This window comes from Clostridium magnum DSM 2767, from assembly GCF_001623875.1.
Taxonomy (GTDB): Bacteria; Bacillota; Clostridia; order Clostridiales; family Clostridiaceae; genus Clostridium_AM; species Clostridium_AM magnum.
Genome location: NZ_LWAE01000003.1, coordinates 266,300 through 292,277, shown reverse-complemented (window position 1 = coordinate 292,277; position 25,978 = coordinate 266,300). Strand labels below are relative to the sequence as shown.

Here is a 25,978-nt window from a genome sequence, read left to right as displayed (position 1 = left end):
GAAAGGATTTTGATTATTTTGAAGGACAAAAAGATTTTTACAGACAAAAAATTTATTACTATTATTGCAACATTATGTTGTTTATTATGGGGAAGTGCTTATCCCGCTGTAAAAAGCGGATATGAGTTATTTAACATATCAACCGGCGATATTCCCTCTAAGCTTGTATTTGCTGGCTATAGATTTAGTATAGCAGGCTTAATTCTACTTGTTATTGCACAAAGGTATGGAAAGAAGATATTTAATATTTCCAAGAAAAACACTCTAGATTTATTTTACTTAGGTATTATTCAAACAACATTACAGTATTTATTCTTTTATATTGGACTTGCTAATACTACTGGCGTTAAAAGTTCTATAATGAATTCTACTGCTACATTCTCTAGTGTTATTTTGGCTCATTACATATATAAAAATGATAAGTTAAATGTGCAAAAGACTGTTGGCTGTGTTGTAGGATTTATAGGAGTTATGATAGTGAATTTTAGTAGTGATTTATTAAATTTTTCATTTAATTTTTCGGGGGAAGGTTTTATAATAATTGCAGCATTCGTTTTTTCAGTAGGTGCAATTTATGGAAAGAAACTTACTAAAAGTATGGATGTAATGGTAGTAACGGGATACAGTCTTTTTTTAGGAGGCGTAATATTAGTGTTTATTGGAGTTGTTTTTGGTGGGAGAGTTTATCATTTTACAACTACGTCCTCAATATTATTGATCTATTTAGCATTGTTATCTTCTGTGGCTTTTTCATTATGGAACCTACTTCTAAAATATAATAAGGTGGGTCCAGTATCTGTTTTCAATTTTTTAACGCCTATTTTTGGCGTAATACTTTCAGCAATTTTTTTAGGAGAAAATATTTTTGAATACAAAAACATTATTGCACTTGTGCTAGTAAGTTCAGGTATATGGATGGCTAATAAAGAAAAGGTTAGCAATCATCAAAATATAGTTAAAGTGAAAAAGACAGTTTAGAAAAATAGCACAGATACTTTATTAATAATTTAGTTACGAATTTTTAATCATTTGTTTATTGTTGATAATTATAATATAATTAGTATGGATTTATTATTATTTATAGGGTGGTTTAACAATGGATATTGTAGAAATACTTGATGAAATTAATAAAACAAGTGAGAAAGTAAAGGATAAGATTGCTCCTGTTGAGATGTTAAAAAAGTTCAATGGCGGAAGATCTGGAGCAGGAGTGTACATGGTAGAATATGGATCAGACAATAGAGTAGGGATTTTAAAAGTAACTAGTAGCAATGAAGCTGAGGTTTTTTACAAAGCCTATGAGTTAGCTGCAAAAAATAATATGCATAAGTTTATTGCCAAGTCTATAGCTAATTATGAACTGAAAAAAGAAGCAGGGGTTATTTTATATGCTAATTTATATGATTTAGCAGGAGATGATATCTATAAAAGTGAAACCTTTTTAGATAAGGTAGTCAATGAAGATGAGCTTAAGGATAGTATAATATCAAAGATGACAAAGTTTTTATTTAGCTGGAATAAAGAACATATTAAAAAACATTTATCTCCTGTGGATATAGTTAAAAATGAACTTTCTTATAGATATATGGACAATAAATATGTACAAGCATTTGAGGATATAGGAGTAGATAAGTTTACTAAGTGGATATCCTTAGATGGAACGGATTTAATGCTGCCTAATCCATATTACTATTTTAATAGTGAAGATGTTTGGGATAACTTGAAGGTTATATGTCTTACTGCACATGCTCATGGAGACTTTCAGGGAGATAACATTATCATAACTGAAAATAAGCCTGTTATAATTGATTTTTGTGACCTAATTGATGATTGTAATGTTTTTCATGATTTAAGATATCTTGAATCAATTACATTAGGAGATTACTTACAAATTGACAATGAATGTAATAGAGAATTATGGAGTAGAGTCTGTGAAAGTTTAAGTGAAGGCATAACAGAAGTTGATATACCCCAAGGTAAGGGGATGAGTCTCTTAAGACAACTTATGCCTAAGCTTAGAGAAAACGTTAAGTTAGTTGTTTCTGATAGCAGAAATAGTTTGTATAACCCTTCCTTTTACTTGGCGGGTGTGGCTTCTGGATTAATTAATATGAGAAAATACAGTGATAGTAATAAGAAGAAGGCTGCTTTTATATATGCCGCTTATAATTTAAAGATGTTTCTTAAAGATGAGGCAGTTAATATGTACAATCCAAGATTAGATTCATGTATGATTCTTAACTGGAAAGCAGAGAAGATAGAAAATGCCTTTGTTGTTTTACAGCCAATCAGTTTAAGAGCATAGGCATAGCGTTAATATAAGATTCTAGGTTTTGTAAAGAAAATTTGGCATTAGTTCTAAGCGTTAGAGGCTTACTTATTAAATCACAGGAGGATTTGGACAAAGGAAGTTATAAAATATTATCAGAAATTATAAAAGAGGAACAAAAACATGTTGATGATATAGATAGCTTACTAAGATAAGTTTTTAATTATAAAATAAAGATTTGTAAAAGATAAGCACCAGTTGCATATAAATGCAATTGGTGTGTTTTAATGGAGCTAATTTTATATTTTATACGGTTATAATAGGAATTCGTAGGCTAGATTATATAATTTAAGAAGGTTTTTCAATTTCTTTATTTATAATTACGGGATTGCCTTTGGTTTTCAAATGAAGCTTTTCCTTTTTTAGGGTTTCTTCTATATGCTCATTTTCCTCAAACCGATTTTTATAAACATGGACATCTTCTAAAACTACCCAATGTTTACTAATATCAATTTGTTCTTCTCTAACAGGTATTCTTATAACTTCAATATTTTCATCGGAGTCCTTATTTAAACATTTCTTTTCAATAACAAGTACCTCTTTACTTATAGGTACAGTTAAGTTTTTTTCTTCTGTCAATATCTCTTTATGAATATCTACATCCCCTGTTTTTATCCACTTTTTTGCAATATCTAATTGTTCTTCGCGGAGTTGTAGAGTTACATTAATATCGTCGGCAACTTTTTCGGAATCTTTGTTATTATCTATTCGGGATTCCTTTTGGCTAATACTGTCTTGATCAATCTCCTTTTTTTCTCTGCTAAATTCTGATGCTTTAAACATAATTAATCCTCCAAAGTCTAGAAAACATAAATATAAAGTTTTTTTCGTAAATTAGTGTAGTACAAGAAGTTGAGGTGTTTTGTAAAAAACACCCCGTAAATCCAATTTATGATTTGAGAGGTGTTTTATATTTTCTATTTATCCGATGACTACCCGCTCTAATACTCCCATCACACGGTGTGAAAGCGATTCGCACCAAATCAAAGATTTGGGCTCTCTGATTTTCTTCAAAGTAGGAGTAAAGAGCGGCTATGTCCCTGGATTCGTTCAACTAAGAATCAGATGGAGTTTGAAACTCCATCTGATTCAAGTTTTCACTTCATTCTATTTTAATGAAAGCCAGGGTCTGTTTTTTCGTCAACTATATCTGTATCACCGCTAGAATTCACATGAGCTTCTTCTCTTTTTAGAGTTTCTGTTACTTGTTCAGTTTCTTTTACTTCTCGTTTGTGAGCTGAGATCTCACCAGTTACTACAGTATGCTTACCAACCTCAACCTTTTCCTCACTAACAGGAATACGAATTGTTTCTCCAGAAGTAATAGGTGAGTCACTTGGTTCACTGCTTATTTCTCTTCTTTCAATAACAACTTCTTCATGAGTAACAGGTACATCAACTGTCTTTTGGTCCTCAACAATTTCTTTACTAAGAGTTACTTCTCCAGTATTTACTTTGTTTTTAGTAATATCTAATTCCTCTTGACGAAGTTGAAGAGTTCCATCATCTGAAGTCTCTTTTCTATCTTTATCCTTATCATAATCATCATCGCTTCCAAATAGTCCAAAAAAATCTTTCATAATTACCCTCCATATAATAGTGTGACTTAATATTTGTATTTATTTTGTCCCTGTGAGACGTAGGTTATCCGAAAAAATTTTGGAAAAGTAATCAATAAATACCATAATTTTTTTGGTTTTGTGCTATAACAGTTGAGTCCATTTTTTCCCCAATATGAAGGTGTAGATACATCAAATTATGTACTTGAAAATGATGAAGTTAGAATTACTTAATATTAACACTTTATGGATTTATTTGTACAATTATAAATAATATGGAATATAATGGCGAACTATGATATCATTTATTATGTAAGGATGCTATTTAGATTTAGCCAATTATAATGTTTTATATTCTAAAATAGATGTTGCGTATTTTTCTTATAAGGTAAACAATCATTAATTATGGTGAATTATTAACGGAGGTATTTGCATGAAATTTGAATTAGCATTATTAGCAGTAAAAGATGTTAATGTTTCAAAGCAGTTCTATAAGGAACTTTTTAATCAAGAAGTTGTTCTTGACCTAGGACGAAATGTAACATTTAGTGGTGGATTTGCAATACAAGAGGATTTTGCATGGCTTACAGATGTGCCTGTTAATTCTGTTATAGAGAAATCTAATAATATGGAACTGTATTTTGAAGTGGATGATTTTGATAAAATTATACAACAAATAAAGAACTATAAAAATATAGAATATGTACATCAGCCAAAGAAACATGAATGGCAACAACGAGTTGTTCGTATTTATGACCCAGACCATCACATTATAGAGATAGGAGAGTCTATGGCAGTTATAGCAAAACGTTATCTTGCTGAGGGCTATTCTATAGAGGAAACTTCAAAGATTATTCAGCATCCAATTGAATTTGTTGAAATGATAAACAATGAACATCATACTAAGTGAAACATATGATGTTCTACTTAGGTGAAGAGTTTATAATGACAAAGGTACCTGGCATCTGTGAAATTTAGGTAAAAGAACTTGAAGTATTATGACAAAATCTGAGGGGGAACAGGTACCTTTGTGTAATTCATAGACTGAACAGGTTATGTCTATAATCGGAAGTGTGCGCCTTGTTTCCGAACAATCTATATAGAAATATATAATAAAATCGGACTACTAGTAAAAGTTAAAAAGCAAGTAGAACTCGCCATTTGAATTGGTAGGGAAAGTACCTACATGACTCTGTGTGAGGGGTGACAAAATTTCTAATACTCCGACGTGCCCAAACAGTACCATGTTTGATGTGCGAAGCTCGGTGAAGGTGCGGAAAATGTTATCTGTGATGATAGTAAGTACGCTGGAAGCTAAAAAATAGTCATGCTCAGAATGTCTTGCAGACTGACAAATTACCCGAAAGTACGGCTCGTAAATTATAGGGTTTCAAATAAGAAGAAACTCGCCCCATGTGGGGTATTGTCGTTGAATTACATATACTTCGGTGGAATTCAACTGAAAACCGTAAAGGTTGAAGGCTTTTAATATTAAAATCACACTGATTAAAAGTGGCAGTCGGGTTAAAGGGTGGAGCTAAAACTGTTATGTAAAGCTAAAGTGACGGGAACAAGGGAACTGCAATAGGATGCGTTAAAAAAAAAAACGTAATGGGTGGTATACTAGTCCTAACCAATAGGAAATGATTGGTTAAATTGCAGGGCAGCAGCCTGTAGTAGTGATGAAGCTTCTGTAATGGTAGCAGAGCGAAGGGGCATAGTTTGTACAGTAAAACATGTGACCAGTCTGTCAAGGAAGCCGTAGGCAAAACTGACTAAAACCATAAATACCAAATCCAAAGGAGGCGGTGAATGTGGCACAAAAATTTGACTACCTAAAATCTGAAGCAGAACTCCGAAAAATACTAGATGAGCTATATAATATTTCAAAATTAGCAACATTAGAAGGTAAAAGACCCTCGGTTAGAGGGCTAGTGGAAATCATGACATCAGAAATAACAATAGTTACTGCGATACACAATATTAAGTCTAATAAAGGCAGTAAAACACCTGGGATTGACTCAAAGACAATGCAAAAGGATTATTTAGAAAAACCCTATAAATGGGTTATAGGAGATATTCAAAGTGCATTTGTAAAATTCACTCCACAAAAAATTAAGCGCGAGTACATTGACAAACCAGGTAAACTTGAAAAGCGACCATTGGGTATTCCTTCTATAAGAGATAGGATTGTACAAGAGTGCATTAGGATAGTGCTTGAGCCAATTCTTGAGGCGCAATTCTTTAATCATTCATATGGATTTAGACCTATGAGAGATGCACAAATGGCAACTCAACGATTGACTGATTTAGTTCATAAAACAGGATATTATTGGGTTGTCGAAGGAGATATAAGCAAATGCTTTGATAAAATTAATCATGGTATATTACTCAAGCGATTATATCACATGGGGGTTAAAGATAGACGAATACTCCAAATCATTAAAGCTATGCTTAAAGCAGGTATTGTTGGTGAATGTGAGATTAATGAAGATGGAACCCAACAAGGCTCAATAATTTCGCCATTACTATCCAATGCATATATGGATATGTTTGACGAATGGCTGGCTAAGCAATGGGAGAATAAATCTACTAAATTTAAGTACTCTATTCAATGGGGAAAGATGGCTGCATTACGAGAAAGAACAAACTTAATACCTGCATATCTGGTAAGATATGCGGATGACTTTTGTGTAATAACAAATAGCAGAGAACATGCAGAATTCTTGAAAAATAAAATACAAGAATTTTTATATAATGACATGAAACTAAACCTATCAAATGAAAAAACGTTAATAACTGATATACGTAAGGATTATATACATTTTCTAGGATATGAATACAAAGTGGTTAAAGGCAAAGCAAAGAAAGGCTATAGCACAAGAACAATGCCCGACAGGGATCGTTTAAAATCTAAGGTAGACTCTATATGCGAAGATATTAAGAATATCCATATTCATTCTAGCAGGGAGCAGGTTATACATAATATAAATCTGACTAATAGTAAAATTCGGGGACTAATAAACTATTATAGTAATTGTTCATGGGTAAATGTAACTATGCAAAAATTTGCTCATAGAATATCAACAGTTGCCAGTGGACGATTAAGAGAATATAAAGGCAGGTGGATACCTGCTGATGAAACCCAAAATCTCAGTAATATCCATAAGGACTATAAGCAGAAAATCCCTGCAATAAGATATGGAGATATTTATATAGGTGTAACAAACTTAGCATTTTGCAAATGGGAAAGGATTTTTCAGAAAAATCAAAAGGAGAATCCTTTTACAGAAGAAGGGCGCCAAATATATTTCAAACGAACAAAGAAAAAATGGCAGAATGCAAGATTAGAGGAAATACTAACTGAAAAGACATCAATGTTAATAGGCAATGGTATGACCGATAAGGACTACAACTTTGAATACTATATGAACCGAGCTTACGCATTAAATCGGGACAAAGTAAAATGCAGGTGTTGTGGGAAATGGCTATATACAGGCACTGTATATATACATAGAATAAATCCAAATCTACCAATAAATAAAATAAACAAAGTATCTAATCTTGCATCAATGGACAAGGATTGTTTTGAATTAGTCAAAAATGCAACAGCTAATATTAATCACTTAGAAATAAAAACAAGAAAGAAAATAGAGAGTTTTAGGAAAAGACTTGGAAATTCACATGGAAAAAATAGCTGTATAGATGGAACGCCGTATGATGGGAAACTATCACGTACGGTGTGAACCGGGGGAAAGGCTACTCTGACTGCCACTGTCGTGGTAAAAGCAGTAACCTACCTATCGGTATTCAATTAGCTTATAATTTTAGAAACTTATTAAAGTTTAGGACAAGATACGGTTATGCTTACCACACCAAATTCTAAAACTGATATTCTAGATTTCATGAAAAGGATAGAGTTTGTATCGCATATGAAAAATAAAGGTTTGGTTAATATAGTAATGGGATTTTAAGAAATTGGACAAAAGAATAATTGCTTTATCGAATAAGATATAATATTAAATAACAATAATTTATATAAGATATTAGACCTACAGTTGTGAGCTAATATCTATTTTTGTTTGTAATAAATGTGTGAAAAAGTAAATTATATGATATAATTGTAAATAAAAAAGCTAAATTTAGCATATATTCAAAATATCGTCATATAAAATAGTATTATAAATATAAGTAGAGTTAATTTTATAATTATAGGAGGTATTTCTTTGAATATTTCAAGCGATATTAGAAAACTGAGAAGAATTCACGCGGAAAAAAGAATGATTCCATTTATAGGAGCGGGATTATCTACTCCATTTAACATCCCTAACTGGGACAAATTGATTTCAATGCTAAGTGAAGATTTAATAGATGATACAGACATAAAAGATATGATTCAGCAAGAGGTAAGTAATAAAAGATATTGGGATGCAATGGAATCAATTAAAAAGTTTAGTTTTAAAAATGACTTTTATATTCAGAAAACTGTTGTAGATATAATTAAGAAACAAGAGAAGGAAGCTATTGATCATAATTATTCAGACTTAGCTAATTTGAATGCCCCTCATTATCTAACAACTAATTATGATAATTACTTAGCAAACAATATGAAAAGTGGATTTCAACCTGTAGTATTAAGTGATTCAGACAATAGTACACAAGATTTGGCTATGGAGAAGGATGGAAAAAGAATTGTTCATTTACACGGAATTTTGTCCAAGCCAGGATCGATTGTGTTAGGAAAAACAAAATATGATGAGGTATATTCGGACGAAAAGTATGTGGCGCTTTTTAACTTTTTTAGGAGTGGGTATACTTTTCTATTTTTAGGGTTTTCTTATTCTGATATATACATTGAATATTTAATGAAAAAGTATAACTACATATTTAATGACTATCATTACATATTGCTAGCAAATCCGACAGATGAAATAAGACGTAAGTTTATGGATGAATATAATTTAACAGTAATTGGATATACTGTGGTGGATATAAATAATTCACAAGAGCACATTGTAGCAATCAGAGAAATTTTGAATGCTATCAATTCTAATGAGGTGAGCGGAAATTTTTAGAAGCTCCTCCGACTAAAGATGAACTTAAAAAGTTGGAAGGAGCGCTTTTTGTAAAAAAACTAAAAAAAGAAGAAATAGACAATGAGACAATCGGATATAGTAAAAAGACTTTTTTTTATGCTGATGGTTATATAAGAAAGTTAGAAAAATACAATTTACCTATTGAAGTAGTAGAGGATACATTTAGCAACTGTTACAATGTATATTCAGATATCAGATATAGAATGTATAGAAAAAATAAGAACAGCCAAAAGCTCGTTGAGGAAGTAATGGATAACCTATCAGACTATAACTTCAGTAGTTTAAACCTTTATGCACAGCCTAAATCTGTTCAAAAAACTGGAATAATTCATATATTAGCTAATGATGGAAAAAGAGATGTGTTCTGGGGAGAGGTAGATATAAATGAGTAGCGTAGATTTGCCAGCTTCCATAAAATTAGTTTTTGAAAATAAAAAATTGTTAACTATGAACTTACTCGTAACTGCATATGTTCTTACACTTAGGAAAAAGAAGATAAATATTTATGAATGCTTATTTTACTATATATTATCTCTAATAAGTTTTAGTGAAAAGGCTGAACCTAAGTATGATAAAAAGGAGTTTCAATATAATTATTTTAAAATAGATAAGACATTGAAAGAACTATTGATTTATCTCGCTAACAGTGACCTTATTAGTTTAGACAGTAATAGTAGTAAGAATTTCTCTGAAATATCAATAATAGTAACTGATAGGGGAAAAAAGATGGTAAGTGACTTACAAGGACCATATTTTGTTGATTTGAAGGAAAAGATAAAAGTCAGTTCTACTACGCTTAAGTATAAAAAGCAATATTATAAACAGTTTGTAGGTGAGGTTTTATGAAAGGAATTTATGTAAGTAAATTAAGAGTAGAGGGTGAGCATTATAGAAGAACTCTCCAATTTGATAGAGGGCTTAATATTATAGCTGGAGATATTTATTCAGGAAAATCATTAGTATTAAGATTAATTGATTATATTTTTGGTAAAGGGGAAATTAATTTAAAGGTTCAAAAAGCTCTAGACTTATATTGCGATAAAGTCTTTCTAGAGATTGAAATAAGCGGGAAAATATATACATTTAGGAGAAATTTGAAAAAGGCTAGCTCTAAGTTTTATATATACTTTTGTGAATTAAGTCGAATTGCAGATTTTACCCCTAAGGTTATAGATAAAGGCGCATTTAGTAATTTTATATTAGATTTATTAGGTATGCCTTCATGCAAAATATTAAGACATAAAAGAAACAGCCCTGATAGACAATTAGAGACAATCAGCATTAGGGATGTTTTTAGGTTTGTTTATATAGATCAACACGATTTAGGTACAAACAATTTTTTGAAGAATAACGTAGAAAATAAAGCTAGAAAGAATAGGCCTACCTTTGAGTTAATAACAAATTTTATTGTTGAAGATAAGGAAGGCATTAAAGAAAAAATTGTAGAAGAAACCAGTGAAATAAATAACATAGATAAAATTGTCTCAGGGTTAAAAACGTATTTAAGCGAATCGGATTTTATGACTTTAGAAGATACTAAAATTAAAAGGACATTTGAGAAGGAAAAGTTAGATAACCTAATTATTAAAAAAGAGAATTTTATTAATGATATAAAGAAAAAGAAAAGTGAAGTTAGTCCAATATATAAACAAATAATAGGGGATATAAGAGATATTATAGATAAGGTAGGAAGTATAAATAAGAATATAAATGATTTAGAATTTGATTTAAGCGCAAAGAAGCAATTATTAAATACATATATTAAAGAAAAAAAAGAAATTGAAGCCACGAAAGAGGCTAACTTTTATTTAGAGGAAATAAAGCATGAACTACAGTGTCCGTTATGTAATTCAAAAGTAGTAAGCATAAAAGATTCTGATATAAATGAAACTATATTATCTAATGTGGATCATGAGCTAGATGAAAAAATACTAATGTTAACAAATTTAATTGATGGTATAGAGAAAAATAAGGAAGAACTTATATGTGAAAAAAAGTATTTGCAGTCAAAGGAGCAATTTCTTCAGAAGGCAGCTGAAAAATATAAGAAAAATGATGAAGTTGAGTTACCATATATAGCTGAAATTGAAAATATTAATATACTTATTGAAGAGGCTAGAAAGAATATTTCAGCATTTTCAGAAGTAGTGAAAATTTATAATAAGGTTGATGAGAAAGAAAAAGAGCGAGAGCGTAGACAAAGCCTACTAGATAATCTTAATGAGAGTCTAAATTCTCTGTTAAAAGATATAAAATTTAAAGATAACATATTAGAAAAAATAAATGATTCTTATATAACCTTATTTGATGCACTAGGGTACTCGATAGAAAAAGATAAAACATACATATCTAAAGAGGATTATGTAGCATATTATGATGAGGCTAGTGTTTTTGAACATGATAGTGGTGGAGTTTTGGTTTGCATTCAAATTGCATTTTTAGGTGCTATACTTATAACGCAAAACTCGTTTGAGGAATTTGGCTTAAACCATCCTAACTTACTAATGCTCGATACAATTGGAAAATATCTTGGAGCATATAAATCTATCTATACTGATAAAGATGAAAAATTTGAGGTTATGGATGAAGAATTATATAAAAACTTATATGAATTACTAAAGATTATATCAAAACAGAGTCAAATTATTATAGTAGACAATACACCACCAGTAGAGGAAAAAAAATATATCAGATATATTTTTAAAAATGAAGATACCAAGAAAAAGACTATTAGTAAAAGTGGGCTTATAGATTTAAGTAAAAATGAAATTTAAATATCTAAACGTGGTACTAATTGTCCAGAATATCTAAGCTTAGTATTAGGAATTTTAAAAAGGTGAGCTAGCTGTTAAGTCACCTTTTATTTATAGTATGCTTGATTGTTTATAATAGGGTATGAGCGATAAATTTGGTCAAATATAATAGTAGTTTGTAAACATACGTCCGTATCCATAGTACTTATAGCTAATGTTCCATCAACGGCATAAATGACAACCTCGTTATGGCATTTATAAAATGATTGATAATAATTCTGGTTTGGCTTCAGCGTATTTCTTTTCAAATTTATTGGAGGACATTTATAGACAACAATAATTTTAAGTATGGACTACCTGAAGAACTCAGTAAATTGCTTTATCTTATAGATGAAGGCAAGGAAGCTATTAAAATTAAAGATATTGTTATTAATCAATAGATTAGAAATTTATAATGGCATTAATCATATAATTGGACTTGCAGTAGTTATTCTTATAAGGCTAATAATGGGTAGCTATACACTATTAAAATTCTGTACAGTAAGTGTCGGTAATGAATAAGTAGCTGGAGTACTCTTTATCTATGTTCAAAATGTAAACAATGTAGTATAAAACCACATAAAGGACTGCATATGAGCAGTCCTTTTCAAATATTAGTATGCCAACTTTTGATTTTTCAATGATATATTGTGTTTTGATTTAACATAAAGCAATCAATAACAGTGGATAATAGGTTTTCTTTGATGAACAACATCTGAATTATATTACGTCTTCTTTTAAAATTTCGTAACATACGGATGCTTGAGTGTCTAGAACATTCCCTATAAACTTTGCAACTTCCAGGTGTGCAGGATGAGCAAGATATGCATTCATATCCTCTATTGATGCAAATTTCGTAATCAGAATTATGTCACAAGCTGTTTGGCTGGGACGAATATTTATTTCAGCTTGTATATCTAAAAGAACCTCTATTTTTCCTTTCATACTCAAAAGAACTTCCTGTGTCTTTTTAATATTTTCAATATTTCTATTTTTTAATTTTAAAAGTAAATTGTTTACTATCATTTTTTACCTCCTTTAATGTATCGCCCATAAATCTTTTTCATTCTCCTTTGAATCGTTTTTAGATGGTGCGTATTGTACCGCCATCAATAGTATGCTCACTTCCAGTAATGTAGGAAGCTCTGTCTGAAGCAAGAAAAGCAATAAGTTCAGCTATTTCCTCAGGTTTCCCCGGACGACCAAGCGGTATACCGCCGAGGGCATTCATTAATTCTTGACGTGCACCGTTATAATCATTCCCGGAATTCTGTGTCATTCTTTCAATAAGACGCTCGGCAGCCTTTGTTTCCGTAAAACCTGGGGCAACTGTATTTATTCGTATTCCTTCAGGACCGAACTGAGTAGCCAAGTTCTTACTGTAATTTGTTAGTGCTGCCTTCGCCGCAGAATATGCCATAGTCATATTTCCTGGGAGTCTTCGCTGTATGGAAGATATATGAACTATCACACCTTTATGTTGTTTAAGCATAAACGGCAAAAATCCGCGATCCAAGCGTACAGAAGCAAAAAGATTAGCATTAAATGTATTCATCCAATCCTCGTCACTCAAGGCTAATGCTCCGGCAGTGGAGGATGAGGAACCACCTACATTATTAACTAATACATCCAATCCACCAAATTTTTCAAGGGTATCCTTGATGATCTTCTCAGTACCTTCCGGTGTACTGACATCTGCCTGAATAAATCCAACAGAATCAGGTAAACCTTCTGAAACAGTTCGAGCTGTTGTTATTATTCTTGCTCCTGAATTGAGCAAACGCAGGACAATAGCATTTCCAATGCCTTTGGTTCCGCCGGTTACAAGTACGCGTTTACCCTCAAATTCTTTGCTTATATCAAATAACAATAAATTATTTCCCATAATAGAAATACCTCCTTGTTTTTAAGTTGTTTTACTTAATTAATATAACTAATATAACTTGACGACAGTACGTCATGTTTGGGAATGATATTTATTTACCATTGTATCCAACCGTATTGAGATCTCCTTACGCACACTTTGAGGTTCTATCACCTCCAGCATTGTACCGAAAGAAAAAAGATAATTGTAAATCCATTCACCATCGGGCATGGAAACAATCACAGTATAGGAGTCATCCTTGTTCCTTATTATATTTTCTTCTTCAAAATCGTCATATACACGATAAGCTCCTTCAGGTGATATTTTAAGAGTCAGCTTAACCTGCCTGTTACATGCTTTGTCAGGAGATTTAGTCATAAGCTCCTGTGAGCTTTGATGCATACAAGACTCTTCTGTAATATGAATATCAGACATACGACTTATCTTAAATGTTCTTAATGCCATTTTCTGCAGGCAATATCCTTGTAGATACCAGGCTTTGTCTCTAAAGAGCAGTTTAAGAGGTTCAACTTTACGGTGGCTTTTTTCTCCACTTATATTGAAATAGAAAAAAATAATTACCAAATGTTCAAGTATGGCATCTTTAAGAAGGCTGAAAACTTCTTTTTGGTTTTTATCGTTACCCCAATTAGAAAAATCGACTTCAATCCAGTTCATATTACTTTTTTTGAAAAGACTGTTCAATTTTGATAGCACATCATCAAGTTCAGGATATTGAACAGCCGACAAGCTTTGAAGAGCCAGCAGAATTTTATCCTGTTCTTTTTCCGAAAGCAGTGATTTATCAAGTACAAAATTATCAAGCAGAGAGATTCCTCCACCTTTACCCTGACTTGCATATATAGGAATACCTGCTTGGCTCAATGCATCAATATCCCTATATATAGTCCTCGCAGATACTTCAAAATGTTCAGCCAGTTCGCCTGCTGTTATAGACTTCTTCTCAAGCAGAATATATATGATTTGAAATAATCTACTTATCTGCATAACATCACCTCATTTAAAGTATAAATCACTTAACTTGACAACACTATGTCATATTATGTGATTTTTTAATGAAAGTATGTGTTATTCTTATCACCATTTCCTCTAAACAATATTTTCATTTTTGAATATAGGAGAATAAAACATGACGTGGTGTGGTCAAGTTATACTTGTTACTATTAAAAGTATTCCCCATACACAATATGGGAGAAATAAAATAAAAAAATTATATAAAGGAGAAAAACTATGATTAAAAAGATTGAACAATCTATTGAAACATATTTTACCTCAACTAGTGATTTAGATAAAAGGTCTTTTCTTTCAATTTTTGCTGAAGATGCTGTTGTAATTGATGAAGGTCAAGAGTATAAAGGGTTAATAAAAATTACGGAGTGGAGTGAACAGTATCATTTTGCTTTCAAGCTTAAACTAGAAATTATAAACATTATGGAGGAAAGTCCTCAAACTATCGTTACGGTTAAAGTGGATGGTGATTTCGATAAAGTCGGATTGCCGGATCCATTGCTTTTAGACTTCTATTTTACAGTAGTAAATAGAAAGGTAACAAGACTGGAAATTTTATTTCCTTCTAGCAAACAGTAAAAGAATATTAGGCGAGGAGAGATATATGAATAATACTGATTTTATTAAAGTTAATTCTGAGGCATGTACTAAATGTGGATTGTGTGTAAAAGTATGCAGAGGAACTCTAGTCATGAGTAACATCTGACCAAAAGTTGCTAAAGATCTTTGTATTGAATGTGGACATTGCGTCGCGGTTTGTCCAAATGCAGCTTTGAACAGTATCAGGACTCCCTTACAGAAGCAAATAGCAATAAAAAAAGAGTATATTATAGATTCGGATCCTGCTGCAGGCTTTCTTCGTTCTAGAAGATCTGTGCGCAGCTTTCAGAAGAAGGGGGTATCTCGGGATACTGTTAGTGAGCTTCTTGATATAGCCGGATTTGCACCTACAGCCTGTAATTCCCAAGGAATTTCGTACCAGGTGATAGACAATCCTGATACTTTGCATCAAATTACTTCTGTTATAGCAGATTGGGCTGAGCATTCTATAGAGACAGGTTCTTTAAAGAATTCACTATGGGTTCAAAATACCGCTTCTACTATAGCTCAATATCGTAAAGATGGTAAAGACACTATTTTAAGAGATGCACCATATTTAATAGTAGCAACAGCTAAGAAAGAACAAAAAACACTTGGCCGTGATAACACACATTTTTCATTAGTATACGCTCAATTATATGCTCAAACATTAGGACTAGGTAGCTGCTGGTCATGATTGCTTGAGTATTGTGTTACAGATGAATATAAGCCACTACTGAAAATACTCAATATTTCCCAAAATAGAGTAGTAACCTCCGGGCTATTAATAGGATATCCGTTATATAGTTTTAAACGATTAGTGGATAGGGCTCCTTTGCAGGTTACTTGGAAATAAGGAACGTGGGAAGTTATTAATAGATAAAGAAGAGAAAGATATTATTCTGCATTTAAGATTGTTTATTATTAGGCTAAGGTAGACAATATATTAGCACTTTTTAATAAAATGCAGCATAGAATGCCATCAATTTTATAATTGTTGGCATTTTCTATGTTCAGTAAAGATAAGATAGCCTAATTTATCAACTTCCCATTATCCATATAATTGGACGTGCTGTTGCTATTCTCATAAGGCTAATAATGCGAAGAATAATAGCATTCAACATTAGTCTTGAAAAGAATTGTGACGTTATAAGAGGCGAAATGTTTCAGGAGCTCTTACATCATGGTTTGAAGCTGGTTGGGAAGAACTAACCTACGATGGTGAATTATTTTAAGGAAGGTGTAATTTTTATGTATATGCAACACGGGCGTATGGATATATGGGATTTAGATATAGATTCATACGATGATGTATTTTTAACAGATTTATATGATGACACAATAATTGACTTTGTTGGAATGTATCTTGAAGAGCCTTTTGAGATTTATTCATGTTTAAAAAGGTACAATGAAAACGAATGGACAGTGAATGTTCTTTTTAAAGATTTTATTAAAGCAGATGCCATAAAGTATGTGTATGAAGATAGAGTACTTCATTTTGCTGATGTTCTAGATTTTGGACTAGCCAAATACGAATATGATTCACATAGAATAACTTTTCTGATTAAGGATAATATGTCACTAAAAGGAGCTTATGAACACATAAGTCTTTTTCATAAAGAAATAATTGAGGATTGCAATTGCTTCGAGGCGAAGAAGCTAAATCAAAAGGTAAAAGGGGACATCACTACTCAATTACCAATTTACTATAGAGCTATGACTAAGATAAAAATGGAAATTGAGAATTTTAAAATGGAAAGCAAAGATAATGGATACAAAGTCATCGATGTAAGTGGTAGGGTAAAAGATATAAATAGTATTGAAGAAAAAGTATACAGGAAACAAGTATCTCAGTATTCTATTTGTAATACATTTGATGATATTGCTGGAGTTCGATGTACCTGCGAATTTTTGGATAATGTATATGAGGTTATGGAGTATTTACAAACACATCCACTAATGAAAATTATTCAGAGTGAAGATAAAATACAGTCACCCTCTATTGAAGGATATCGTGGAATACATATTATTGCAGTAACAGACATATATTACAGAAATACCTTATATAAAGATATTAAAGTTGAAATTCAAATTAGAACTTCTTTTCAAAATACATGGTCAATGAAAACTCATCAACTTACATATAAAAGAAACAAAGATTTACAACCTGAAATAATTGAGATAATGTGTGAGTTAAGTAATACACTTAATAATGCGGATATTATCTCGCAAGAAATGAAAAATAAAATAAGATGTCTGTAAATATTCTGAACAGTTGTGATATTTGAAGAATTTATCTGTGTTATTGATTAGTCGGAACGTTGGGGGTAAGATTATTGTTATACAAACCGAATGGTTTTAAAATAAGAATTAACGAAATCAACTTCCTATTATTCATATAATTGAACATACTGTGGTAATTCTAGTTAGGCTAATAATTGTAAGATGAGTACCCCTAAAAATTCCTTTTTATATCAATTGGAAAGTGCCGGGAAAGTAAAATATTATATAATAAATATGTTTGAATTACGATAGGCTATGGCATTGAAACATATTTTAAGTACCTTAGATTCTAAATATAATTTTGAACTGCTTATCAAGAGGGAACATAGCTAGTTTTCTGTAAATCAGGTACACTATGCTCCCTACAATTATTTTTTTCGTGATTTTAGACTATTATTTAGAGAAGAATCTACGATATAAACCTCATCTAGGTTTAGTTCATACAAATTATAAATTAACCTATCAATTTTTCTTAGCGCTAACTTAAAATCATTTGTATCAAATCCGAAGTTTTTAAGCCCCATTACTTCGTTAACTATTAACGTAGCAACAGATTTATTAAAAGCTATTGGTATCTCCTTTAGTTGATTTGTGCCAACATTAAAGTACCCTCCATTTAAAGCTGAAGATTTAAAGTAATATTTGTAGAAGAATGAGATTAATCTACTATTCAATAATGCTAGTATAAATTTTAAATTTATATCACTTTCATAGATAATACTAGTTGATTTTCCTGCAAGATATTTACCAGAATCATAATAGCATTCCAGCCTTTTACTCATTCCAGCTACAATAATTTTTTCGGAATTAGCTTGTTCACTTCTTAAACTACTAAACTGCTTGAGATCATTATCTAGTACTATTGGATATGCATAAGATGTCTTTATATATTGTGTGGGTTTAATGCCCCATAAGCTTATATATGGATCTACAGTGCCAGTATTAACGAATTTTTTATGATTACTATTTATCAGTGAAGGATCTTGTAAATCAGATAAATACTTTTTAAGTTCATACGCTTCTGAGACTGTTGCAGCCTCAGCAACAGTAGCAATTTTTCCTAATTGGTGATGTACTAACATTTTGTCGATGATTTTAATTATTTTAGGTTCTTCAACGAAGTATCTGTCCCAATTAATATCCCTATAAAATAATTTGCTGTTTACAGTTACATCGGACCACTTGTTGGTATGCTTGTTAAATAATTGAATACTAACTGGAATTTTTGCTTTGTTTTTTTGAGCGAGAATACCACTGGATATACATTAGCATCATCAAATACCTTAATTTCAGAGTAATCTCTAAAACTAAGAATTGAATACTGAGAGAGCATACTTCGTATTTGTTTCGAATAGTTTGCCCCAGTAAGCTTATTAGGAACAATGTAACACATAATACCATTTGTTTTTAATATTTTCAAACCTTTCTCAATAAATGGAATATACATATCCCAATTACCTTTTGCTTATTAGCTGTTGATAGCCATAAAGATAGTCTTGTAATTTCAATGCTTTCATTATTTAAATCTACACCAAAAATATTGTTCTGTAATATGTTTTTATCTAGCTCCTGGTAAATGTCGCTACCTATATTAAAGTATTTTTCTTGGCCATTATTAAGGTTATTTATTTCTGCATTAACTTTCAATGCCTCATTAAGAAGATAAGTGAACGCTTGGTTTAGGAAGGCGCCGCTCCCACAGCTTATATCTATTACTCTGATATTCAATAATGTACATCTGTACTTTTCCCAAAAGTTTAAGTGCTTCTTGTATTTTTTCACTATAATATCATTTTCGGTTTCAGTTTTATGAAACTTATAATTTCCATTAAGTAAACTAAAAGCTTTTGTTTTATCTGCCTCCGATAAGTCAGGAAGGTCATAATATCCAAGTTCAACTTTCTTATCATCAAGCCACTTACCAATAGCCTGGTGTACCATATATCTTGTAACATATTCAGGTGTATAGTAAATGCCCTCCCTTTTACGCATATTTATTGTTGATTTATCTACATTGTTATTATAGAGCGCTTTCAAATTCTCAATATCAGATATGCTTTGCTCAAAGATTCGACCAAGAATATCAATATTAAGCTCATTTGAGTAGTTATAATTGATTATTTGTGAGAGCATGTTTAAAGCAGAATCCGAAATATCGAGGTTATCAAGTTCAGGATCTTCCTTAAAAAGCCCACCATTAAACTTATGTATATCTGAACTAGAGTTTCCCAAATCTATTGCATTAAATAATAACTTTAGATTTCCCCAAAGAGAGTTTAAAAATGGATTAAAAACTTTCTGCAAAATATTATGTGGTAATAATTTATCAGGGGAATCTTTACAAAAACAAATAAATATTATTCTATCTAATAGTTTCTGAACTTTTTCTATTGCAATAGTAGTATCAATATTAGAATTTCTTTGAAGTATGTCCCTAATTAAACTTATTCTAATATTTTTAAAAGTTCTATAAAAGTCCTTCGTTATATTTTTTTCTTCTTCAATACTCATTGAATATAATCGATCTACTATTGAGTCTGATGTCTTACTAATAAGATTATCTTTGCTTAAAATATAGTAAAATTTAAGGAATTCCTTTGGAGTAACTAGTGATTTAATATCAAATTTCTCGTAAGATAACATGTTTGAAGCAAGATACAGACGAATTTCTATAAAATTAGATACGATAACCCATTTGCAGCTGCTACCATACTTAGGTGCATACCCAAAAGCTTGTTCAATAGGAGTTCTGTTATCGTTTAATCTCCTTTGTTTTACATCTAGATTACAACTAGCATCTTTAAGTTCTACAACAACTCTAACATCCCTTTCACTGGTGCTAAAATATCCAAGGTTTGCATCTGGTTTGCTAGCATCGAATTTTGTTGATTGTTCAGCGATTAAGTTAAATTCACCATTAAAAGGGAGACTGGTATATTCTAATATTTTATCAAAGAAATGATTTAAAAATGTACTCTGAAGCTCCTTCTCTGTAAAAGAGAAGATGCTTTTATCTTCAATTCCTGCATTCCATTGTTTTATTAATAGGAGCTTTTCATCGATTTTGGGTATTAAGTTCATAACATATTTTTCTAAACATTTGTTTAAAGAAACAGAATTAAAAATAGTATTATGATTCATTTTATAACTCTATTTATTGCTCTCATGAAATCTTATGAAGTTGAGATGTAAATCATAACCATGATAATGACAAATAGAAGTAATAATCATTGAAATGCACTCTAACACAGGTCATTTCTGGATTCATAAAATTAGAAACGTAGAATGTATAAAAGATTGAAGGGATTAAGAAAGATTTGTGCTAGTACAATTTCCAAATATTCATATAGTTGAATTAAGCGTGACCGTACCAATTAGGCTAATAATATAAAGTTAAAGTATTCATGGATAAAGAAGAGATAAAAAATCAAATTGAAGAATTGATTGATGATTATGAATTATTGAAAGATATTGCAATTACAATGAATGCTAAGAATAATATTCAGAAATATTTTATTGAAAAAATTACTGACATGGAATTTTCGTCAGTAATTTTTTTGTTTGCAATTTATAGAGTTTAAGGGAATAAAGGCTAGGGCTAATTCAGTGTAAAAGTAATTTAGAGTTAGATAAGCTAATTACGATAAATTATGCTTACTATTATATTAGTAATTTCTGAAGTATTGTTAGAGAGCATAAATTCATGAGTATACCTTGAATTTATACAGTTAACTAAAATTAAATCATTTTTAACAGTTTCAAAAACCTTATCATTAATATTAGCGTTAAATCCACCATTTACAGTGTAAAAACAAATTGCTGCTAAATCTTTATTTAATGGAGTTTTATATTCGAATTTAAGTTGTCCGCGAGGGCTGATATTAAGATGAAGTAATTCACCATTATAATTTTCCCTTGTCATTAAATTAAAAACAGAAGCTTTACCATAAGTTTTAGTTTTCCAATCGCCCATAAAGTGGTCTTGTTCAAAGGCGTTAAGTAGTTTCTTGTACTTATTTTCATGGTCGAGAGTTATTTTTCCTTCTATAACCATGAATTTACGCGAAACTTTTGGTAGACTACTAAAAGTAGATTCTGATATATCGATTTTTGCAACCCCCAACCTCCATAAAAAGTTTTTACTGGCATAATCAGAATTTAACGGATATGTTGTCAATTCTGTAGCCATGCCTCCAGACCAAAATGTTGGCTTATAATTTTCTTGCCTTAGTAATTGTACATTATATTCCATATATTAATTGCACCTCTTCTTACTTCTTATATATTTTTTATATTTATTATATTAAAAGATATATGCATAATCAATTAAGTTAACTTTATATAGGGTCCTTCTTATCATGAATAGCAAGCTCAAGACAAGTCTCTCACAATGAGGTCTGACCCCATTGCAGGAACTGAAAGTTCCTGCTTGCTACAAAAGAAGTAGGAATTTCTACTTCTTCTGAAAAATTTTATAACCAATCTTTAAATTTATCTAATTTATCTTTGAGTAATTTCTTTTCATTTTTCTTTTGCCATTCATTAAAACTTGCTAATCCTATTAATATAAAACCAGATATTATTAAATAAGCCCACCAAGGTAAACTTCCCCAAAATGGTTTAGTTTGAATCAGTATATTAAATGCTAAGGTTGCTATTCCTACAAAGAAGTAGCATCTTATTCTATATTGCATACCAACAATAATAGATAGTACAGAAAGTATTCCAAGTATAATAGCAGTGTAGGTTGAATTCACAGCGATTAATAATCTCAATGAAACAAATCCTAATATAAGCCATTGAACCTTGTAGGCTATTTTTTTATCATTCTTCCATGCATTATTTATAATAAATTCTGCTAGAAGCACCCATGGCAAGTAAGAGGCTATACAATAATAAAAAGAACTATGGGTCATATATTCTCCTATTAGTAGATAGTATGGTATTAGTGAAGATACTATAGATAATGAGAGAATAATATTTTTAATTAAATTATCAGATACTCTTTTTACTTGTGAACTTAATAAGTATACAAGTAGTAATCCAGGAATAAGTCTATATATTAAACTCATGTTATAAGAGTTTTCCCACATAATAGGATACATAAACAATGCAGCAGAGAAGTAGAAATCAATAAACGTAACCTTTTGATTTTTTATAATATATAAATCCTTGGATAGCATTTCACCAACGAACTTAAATATAATTAATACTGCTGCTAGGATCAGCATTGTAATAATCTTATAATTTGGAATTGTTAATCCATCAGTAAATTTATTAATAGCATATATTAAGGATGCTAGCGGGATAAGATTAAACATAGACAAACTTCTTTTGTGAATAACATATAATACTGTTACCGCAAGAATTACTAGTTTTAATAATTCAGTAGTTCCAAAAGGGTAAATAAAGCTGAATTGATATTGACTGCAAACTCCAAAAATTACGAAGTAATAAGAAATTCTATCTTTCCAGATTCCTTTTGATAAAAACCATATAATAAAGATAATATATGAAGTTAAAACTATAATATTTTTTGAACCAATTATAATATGGGTATTGAAAGAAACTAAGGAACTCACAATAAGGGTAATATTAAATAAAATTAAATATAAGAAGGTTTTTATCTCAAATTCCTCTTTCATCCTTTTCAGTGATAGGAATAATAACAAGCTTAAAATAATTGCTTCTAATCCTAATTTTATAGGCCTATTGCCAATCCCTGCTGATGCCATACATATATACATCATTACCAATGAAGTTGCCATACTGCTTGTTTTTAAGTGTAGAGTATATTTGTAATTATTTTTGTAATATAAGAAAAAGAATATTATTGCTGATAGTATAAACATATAGATTCCAAACATATTTGAATGATCTCTAAGGATCTTATATATCGGATATAACGTATTAATAAGTAAATATGAATAATATCCTGCCACCATTAAGAATAGTGATGCGGCATAACTTAAAATTTTACTCTTTATTGAATAAGATACATAAGACATATTTATAAATAGTAGCATATATGATATTAAAAGTATAAGATATTCATGTTCATAAGAATTCATAGCTGCAAATATTGTTATTATAAAAAAAGTAGCCAATGCAACTATTCCGCTTATAACTCCAAATAATTTGCCTAAGAATTCATCTTTTCTATAAATCCTTTCCATAGCAAGAAAGAATAACCCCATTAATGAAAATAGTAAAAGTTCTATTGATTTAAAATCAAAGTGTATGAATTTAAACATTCCATAAGCCATCAATGCACTAAATATATAACTATAATTCCTTTGCTTAGTTACTAACATTAAAGATAAAAACGCTATTGCAGAGAGCATAATATTTATACCATTCAAGGTACAGTTAAGACTTAATTTTAATAGTAATACAGTGAAAAAAGAAGTGATAATTGGAATATATTTTATTAATTCTTTTGATAAGAGGTTTAATTTAGAATTATCCTTAATTTTATGATATAAAAGTATTAATAAACTACAATATAAGATCATTCCTAAAAAGAATATTTCCCTAGTATTCTTAATTTGCAATACTATAAACATCATGGTTACTGTATCTGCCACCATAGTAAACCACATAAATAATTTAGAATTTAGTTTGAAAGCATTAGCTGCATATAGGGCAGTACAAATAATGCTACCTAGTATACCTAGGACATATCTACCGCCGCCATAAAAGGATAGCCATGATCCAAACAGTTCAAAATAACCAGCGGATAATATAGAAATAGGTAAAAACAATGCTGATAAACTTAAAAATGCATATGCAGTTTTATGAATTTTAAGCACTTTCTCTGAAACAATACTTATTCCATAGAATAAGAAGCAAACCATAAATATGAGTATTGTTTTCATTAAGCTGCTCATAATATCCCAGGTGCTTGTTGCTAAGATTACCCCTCCCAATAAAAGAAGGATAACACCTACAATCATAATTATTGATATATTTCTTTCTCTTATTTGTTCTGGTGAAACTACAGGTTTAGGTTTTTGTGGTGATATATTATTTGATAATTGATGAGAGGCCTCCTGTATCAATTGCTGAGAATAATCATAGTCATATTCATCATATGCCTGCTTAATAGTATTAAAGGTGTCATCATTGATATAATTTAATTGCTTTAATTTAAGGGCTTCAGACTTAAAAGTTGCAGCTCTTCTTTTATGATCATTCAAATTATCCATAGAATCATCTCCTTTTTAAGATTATATATTGTACTCAATACTTTTATGCCGTACTTTTAAAGTCGTTATGACTTTATTGGGTAAAATTGCTCCTATAGTGTAATTTTACACTACAAGAGTAATTTTGTAAATAGGTATGCTGCTTGGAATATTTTCGATAAAGGTTGGATTAATGGATATACTTTCAGAAGAGATGATATCAAAGAAAACAGGACTAGCAGCATTATAACTATAATAGAAAATCACCACTTTTGTAAAAATTGCAAAAGTGGTTTAAAAAAATTTTTTCTATGGGTATACTAGTTTTAGAAAATATAATATTTGGTTCTTAATGTTAGTTTATAAAAGTGGGTGATTAAATGCTAAGTGATAAATCAATCAATTCTTTCCTAGAGAATATAGCTTCTAAACCATTAACTCCAGCAGCAGGAAGTATAGCCGCCTTGAGCGCAGCTTCTGCAGCAGCATTAACTGAAATGGCTGCTAACCTTACCTTAAAAAAACCTAAATATCAGGATATTTCAGATAAAATGAAAGAAATAGCTGAGGAATGTTCTTCCTATAGAGAGATTTTTCTTAATGATATTGATAATGATACAAAAGCCTTTAAGAAAGTAATAGATTCCTATTTAATGAAGGCAGACACAGAGATTGAAAAAGAAATTAAACAAGAGGAATTACAAAAAAATTTTAAAACAGCTATAGAGATACCTCTAAGTATGGCTAATAATATTGTAGAGTTAATTAATATTATAAGGTTTGTCGATAAACATGGATGTGAAACATCAGCATCAGATGTAAAGCAAGCTTATATTTTGGCAGAATCTGCAGTCCGTTCATCAATTTTTCTTATAAAATCAAACCTTGTCTTTGTCCATGATCAGGATTTTCAAACTAATATTTCAAAGAAAATTGATGAATTAGAGGCAGAATTGGAAATGTGATAAATAACATACTTATTATGTATTAATTTTAGGTAATATTTTGATGTAGGGTTGAATTTTTTTATCACAGTATTCTTATCTTTTATTGAATTAAAAATTTTTGTTAGACCATAATTTAAGAATATTGGTAAAGTAATCTCCCGAGATGTTATTATGGTAAGATTGTGGGAAAGTGATAGCTATATAGATGATAATACTTTAACTGTTAATGTTACTAGTCTCAGAAAAAAGCTTTCAAAAATTGGCATTAGCCTTTCTTCTATAAAAACTATGATTGAGTGAGTCTAATATTACA

26 protein-coding genes and 2 pseudogenes are annotated in these 25,978 nt (G+C 30.5%); 18 read left to right on the top strand and 10 right to left on the bottom strand.

All coding sequences use genetic code 11. From position 1 onward, the window contains the following. Positions 1-18: 18 nt before the first annotated feature. From CLMAG_RS14755 to CLMAG_RS32475, 3 genes are all read left to right on the top strand, one after another. Entirely contained in the window at positions 19-978 is a 960-nt protein-coding gene (locus tag CLMAG_RS14755) for a DMT family transporter (RefSeq protein WP_066623913.1), read from the top strand. A gap of 118 nt (positions 979-1,096) precedes the next feature. Beyond that, positions 1,097-2,305 (top strand): hypothetical protein, encoded by a 1,209-nt coding sequence (locus tag CLMAG_RS14750; protein ID WP_066623909.1) that lies wholly within the window; start codon positions 1,097-1,099, stop codon positions 2,303-2,305. A gap of 41 nt (positions 2,306-2,346) precedes the next feature. Further along, positions 2,347-2,484, top strand: coding sequence for a hypothetical protein (locus CLMAG_RS32475; RefSeq protein WP_161486978.1), 138 nt, complete (start codon positions 2,347-2,349; stop codon positions 2,482-2,484). Positions 2,485-2,617: 133 nt separating this feature from the next. Here CLMAG_RS32475 and CLMAG_RS14745 read toward each other — a convergent pair whose 3' ends face one another. Together CLMAG_RS14745 and CLMAG_RS14740 are read right to left on the bottom strand one after the other, a co-directional pair. Continuing rightward, positions 2,618-3,112 (bottom strand): YsnF/AvaK domain-containing protein, encoded by a 495-nt coding sequence (locus tag CLMAG_RS14745; protein ID WP_082831945.1) that lies wholly within the window; start codon positions 3,110-3,112, stop codon positions 2,618-2,620. A 329-nt stretch (positions 3,113-3,441) separates the two neighbouring features. Further along, positions 3,442-3,909 (bottom strand): YsnF/AvaK domain-containing protein, encoded by a 468-nt coding sequence (locus CLMAG_RS14740; protein ID WP_066623906.1) that lies wholly within the window; start codon positions 3,907-3,909, stop codon positions 3,442-3,444. A 412-nt stretch (positions 3,910-4,321) separates the two neighbouring features. On the opposite strand from CLMAG_RS14740, the gene CLMAG_RS14735 reads away from it, so the two are divergent. From CLMAG_RS14735 to CLMAG_RS32470, 7 genes are all read left to right on the top strand, one after another. Then, positions 4,322-4,798, top strand: a complete 477-nt coding sequence (locus CLMAG_RS14735; RefSeq protein WP_066623904.1) for a glyoxalase/bleomycin resistance/dioxygenase family protein — start codon at positions 4,322-4,324, stop codon at positions 4,796-4,798. A gap of 904 nt (positions 4,799-5,702) precedes the next feature. After that, positions 5,703-7,634, top strand: a complete 1,932-nt coding sequence (locus tag CLMAG_RS14730; protein WP_066623902.1) for a reverse transcriptase domain-containing protein — start codon at positions 5,703-5,705, stop codon at positions 7,632-7,634. 480 nt (positions 7,635-8,114) lie between these two features. Further along, the gene (locus tag CLMAG_RS14725) at positions 8,115-8,963 is read left to right on the top strand and encodes an SIR2 family protein (RefSeq protein ID WP_066623900.1); all 849 of its coding nucleotides are present in this window, start codon (positions 8,115-8,117) and stop codon (positions 8,961-8,963) included. Positions 8,964-8,995: 32 nt separating this feature from the next. Then, the gene (locus tag CLMAG_RS14720) at positions 8,996-9,376 is read left to right on the top strand and encodes an ABC-three component system protein (RefSeq protein WP_066623897.1); all 381 of its coding nucleotides are present in this window, start codon (positions 8,996-8,998) and stop codon (positions 9,374-9,376) included. After that, positions 9,369-9,830 carry a hypothetical protein gene (locus tag CLMAG_RS14715; protein WP_066623895.1) on the top strand — a complete coding sequence of 154 codons (462 nt, stop codon included), beginning with the start codon at positions 9,369-9,371 and terminating at the stop codon, positions 9,828-9,830. The genes CLMAG_RS14720 and CLMAG_RS14715 overlap by 8 nt, the downstream gene beginning before the upstream one ends. Next, positions 9,827-11,758, top strand: a complete 1,932-nt coding sequence (locus CLMAG_RS14710; RefSeq protein ID WP_066623893.1) for a coiled-coil domain-containing protein — start codon at positions 9,827-9,829, stop codon at positions 11,756-11,758. The genes CLMAG_RS14715 and CLMAG_RS14710 overlap by 4 nt, the downstream gene beginning before the upstream one ends. A 402-nt stretch (positions 11,759-12,160) precedes the next feature. Beyond that, complete coding sequence (locus CLMAG_RS32470; RefSeq protein ID WP_161486977.1) at positions 12,161-12,298, top strand: hypothetical protein; 138 nt, start codon at positions 12,161-12,163, stop codon at positions 12,296-12,298. Between the two features lie 198 nt (positions 12,299-12,496). Here CLMAG_RS32470 and CLMAG_RS14705 read toward each other — a convergent pair whose 3' ends face one another. The 3 genes from CLMAG_RS14705 to CLMAG_RS14695 all read right to left on the bottom strand — a co-directional run bounded on the left by CLMAG_RS14705 (position 12,497) and on the right by CLMAG_RS14695 (position 14,648). Further along, positions 12,497-12,802, bottom strand: a complete 306-nt coding sequence (locus tag CLMAG_RS14705) for a Dabb family protein (protein WP_066623890.1) — start codon at positions 12,800-12,802, stop codon at positions 12,497-12,499. Positions 12,803-12,860: 58 nt separating this feature from the next. Then, on the bottom strand, positions 12,861-13,661 hold the full coding sequence (locus tag CLMAG_RS14700) for an SDR family oxidoreductase (protein WP_066623879.1): 801 nt from the start codon (positions 13,659-13,661) through the stop codon (positions 12,861-12,863). Between the two features lie 72 nt (positions 13,662-13,733). Next, positions 13,734-14,648 (bottom strand): helix-turn-helix transcriptional regulator, encoded by a 915-nt coding sequence (locus tag CLMAG_RS14695; RefSeq protein WP_066623877.1) that lies wholly within the window; start codon positions 14,646-14,648, stop codon positions 13,734-13,736. A gap of 243 nt (positions 14,649-14,891) precedes the next feature. On the opposite strand from CLMAG_RS14695, the gene CLMAG_RS14690 reads away from it, so the two are divergent. The 5 genes and pseudogenes from CLMAG_RS14690 (at position 14,892) to CLMAG_RS14680 (ending at position 17,510) form a co-directional block, all read left to right on the top strand. Continuing rightward, entirely contained in the window at positions 14,892-15,248 is a 357-nt protein-coding gene (locus CLMAG_RS14690) for a nuclear transport factor 2-like protein (RefSeq protein ID WP_066623875.1), read from the top strand. Between the two features lie 25 nt (positions 15,249-15,273). After that, positions 15,274-15,375 (top strand): 4Fe-4S binding protein, encoded by a 102-nt coding sequence (locus CLMAG_RS34750; protein WP_341420338.1) that lies wholly within the window; start codon positions 15,274-15,276, stop codon positions 15,373-15,375. A gap of 9 nt (positions 15,376-15,384) precedes the next feature. Then, a pseudogene (locus CLMAG_RS35000) lies at positions 15,385-15,441 on the top strand (4Fe-4S binding protein); the annotation flags it as partial. Continuing rightward, entirely contained in the window at positions 15,442-15,945 is a 504-nt protein-coding gene (locus CLMAG_RS34745) for a nitroreductase family protein (RefSeq protein ID WP_341420337.1), read from the top strand. It begins immediately after the preceding pseudogene. Positions 15,946-16,520: 575 nt separating this feature from the next. Next, positions 16,521-17,510, top strand: coding sequence for a GTP pyrophosphokinase (locus CLMAG_RS14680; RefSeq protein WP_161486976.1), 990 nt, complete (start codon positions 16,521-16,523; stop codon positions 17,508-17,510). Between the two features lie 389 nt (positions 17,511-17,899). Here CLMAG_RS14680 and CLMAG_RS14675 read toward each other — a convergent pair whose 3' ends face one another. The 3 genes from CLMAG_RS14675 to CLMAG_RS14665 form a co-directional block, all read right to left on the bottom strand. Further along, entirely contained in the window at positions 17,900-18,613 is a 714-nt protein-coding gene (locus CLMAG_RS14675) for a TaqI-like C-terminal specificity domain-containing protein (protein ID WP_066623867.1), read from the bottom strand. A gap of 86 nt (positions 18,614-18,699) precedes the next feature. Then, entirely contained in the window at positions 18,700-18,978 is a 279-nt protein-coding gene (locus CLMAG_RS34995; protein ID WP_066623865.1) for an Eco57I restriction-modification methylase domain-containing protein, read from the bottom strand. Further along, positions 18,948-20,672, bottom strand: a complete 1,725-nt coding sequence (locus CLMAG_RS14665; protein WP_066623863.1) for a DNA methyltransferase — start codon at positions 20,670-20,672, stop codon at positions 18,948-18,950. Before CLMAG_RS14665 ends, CLMAG_RS34995 begins: the two co-directional genes overlap by 31 nt. Before the next feature lie 263 nt (positions 20,673-20,935). On the opposite strand from CLMAG_RS14665, the gene CLMAG_RS32465 reads away from it, so the two are divergent. Beyond that, complete coding sequence (locus CLMAG_RS32465; protein WP_161486975.1) at positions 20,936-21,112, top strand: hypothetical protein; 177 nt, start codon at positions 20,936-20,938, stop codon at positions 21,110-21,112. Between the two features lie 53 nt (positions 21,113-21,165). Here CLMAG_RS32465 and CLMAG_RS14660 read toward each other — a convergent pair whose 3' ends face one another. Then, positions 21,166-21,783: a HutD family protein gene (locus CLMAG_RS14660; RefSeq protein WP_066623860.1), complete on the bottom strand. Its 618-nt coding sequence runs from the start codon at positions 21,781-21,783 to the stop codon at positions 21,166-21,168. 220 nt (positions 21,784-22,003) lie between these two features. Beyond that, positions 22,004-24,739: a hypothetical protein gene (locus CLMAG_RS14655; RefSeq protein ID WP_066623857.1), complete on the bottom strand. Its 2,736-nt coding sequence runs from the start codon at positions 24,737-24,739 to the stop codon at positions 22,004-22,006. A gap of 359 nt (positions 24,740-25,098) precedes the next feature. Between CLMAG_RS14655 and CLMAG_RS14650 the strand changes: the two genes are divergently transcribed. Further along, complete coding sequence (locus CLMAG_RS14650) at positions 25,099-25,683, top strand: cyclodeaminase/cyclohydrolase family protein (protein WP_066623854.1); 585 nt, start codon at positions 25,099-25,101, stop codon at positions 25,681-25,683. Between the two features lie 117 nt (positions 25,684-25,800). After that, positions 25,801-25,965 (top strand): annotated as a pseudogene (locus CLMAG_RS34740) (winged helix-turn-helix domain-containing protein); the annotation flags it as partial. Between the last annotated feature and the right edge of the window lie 13 nt (positions 25,966-25,978).

Bases quoted from the DNA above. Each gene is read 5' to 3' on its own strand.
- CLMAG_RS14745 (WP_082831945.1), bottom strand. From the start codon at position 3,112: ATGTTTAAAGCATCAGAATTTAGCAGAGAAAAAAAGGAGATTGATCAA.
- CLMAG_RS14675 (WP_066623867.1), bottom strand. From the start codon at position 18,613: ATGTTAGTACATCACCAATTAGGAAAAATTGCTACTGTTGCTGAGGCT.
- CLMAG_RS14680 (WP_161486976.1), top strand. From the start codon at position 16,521: ATGGATATATGGGATTTAGATATAGATTCATACGATGATGTATTTTTA.
- CLMAG_RS14705 (WP_066623890.1), bottom strand. From the start codon at position 12,802: ATGATAGTAAACAATTTACTTTTAAAATTAAAAAATAGAAATATTGAA.
- CLMAG_RS14665 (WP_066623863.1), bottom strand. From the start codon at position 20,672: ATGAATCATAATACTATTTTTAATTCTGTTTCTTTAAACAAATGTTTA.
- CLMAG_RS14710 (WP_066623893.1), top strand. From the start codon at position 9,827: ATGAAAGGAATTTATGTAAGTAAATTAAGAGTAGAGGGTGAGCATTAT.
- CLMAG_RS14700 (WP_066623879.1), bottom strand. From the start codon at position 13,661: ATGGGAAATAATTTATTGTTATTTGATATAAGCAAAGAATTTGAGGGT.
- CLMAG_RS14650 (WP_066623854.1), top strand. From the start codon at position 25,099: ATGCTAAGTGATAAATCAATCAATTCTTTCCTAGAGAATATAGCTTCT.
- CLMAG_RS32465 (WP_161486975.1), top strand. From the start codon at position 20,936: ATGGATAAAGAAGAGATAAAAAATCAAATTGAAGAATTGATTGATGAT.
- CLMAG_RS14735 (WP_066623904.1), top strand. From the start codon at position 4,322: ATGAAATTTGAATTAGCATTATTAGCAGTAAAAGATGTTAATGTTTCA.
- CLMAG_RS14660 (WP_066623860.1), bottom strand. From the start codon at position 21,783: ATGGAATATAATGTACAATTACTAAGGCAAGAAAATTATAAGCCAACA.
- CLMAG_RS34995 (WP_066623865.1), bottom strand. From the start codon at position 18,978: ATGTATATTCCATTTATTGAGAAAGGTTTGAAAATATTAAAAACAAAT.
- CLMAG_RS14690 (WP_066623875.1), top strand. From the start codon at position 14,892: ATGATTAAAAAGATTGAACAATCTATTGAAACATATTTTACCTCAACT.
- CLMAG_RS34750 (WP_341420338.1), top strand. From the start codon at position 15,274: ATGAATAATACTGATTTTATTAAAGTTAATTCTGAGGCATGTACTAAA.
- CLMAG_RS14740 (WP_066623906.1), bottom strand. From the start codon at position 3,909: ATGAAAGATTTTTTTGGACTATTTGGAAGCGATGATGATTATGATAAG.
- CLMAG_RS14715 (WP_066623895.1), top strand. From the start codon at position 9,369: ATGAGTAGCGTAGATTTGCCAGCTTCCATAAAATTAGTTTTTGAAAAT.
- CLMAG_RS14655 (WP_066623857.1), bottom strand. From the start codon at position 24,739: ATGGATAATTTGAATGATCATAAAAGAAGAGCTGCAACTTTTAAGTCT.
- CLMAG_RS14695 (WP_066623877.1), bottom strand. From the start codon at position 14,648: ATGCAGATAAGTAGATTATTTCAAATCATATATATTCTGCTTGAGAAG.
- CLMAG_RS14750 (WP_066623909.1), top strand. From the start codon at position 1,097: ATGGATATTGTAGAAATACTTGATGAAATTAATAAAACAAGTGAGAAA.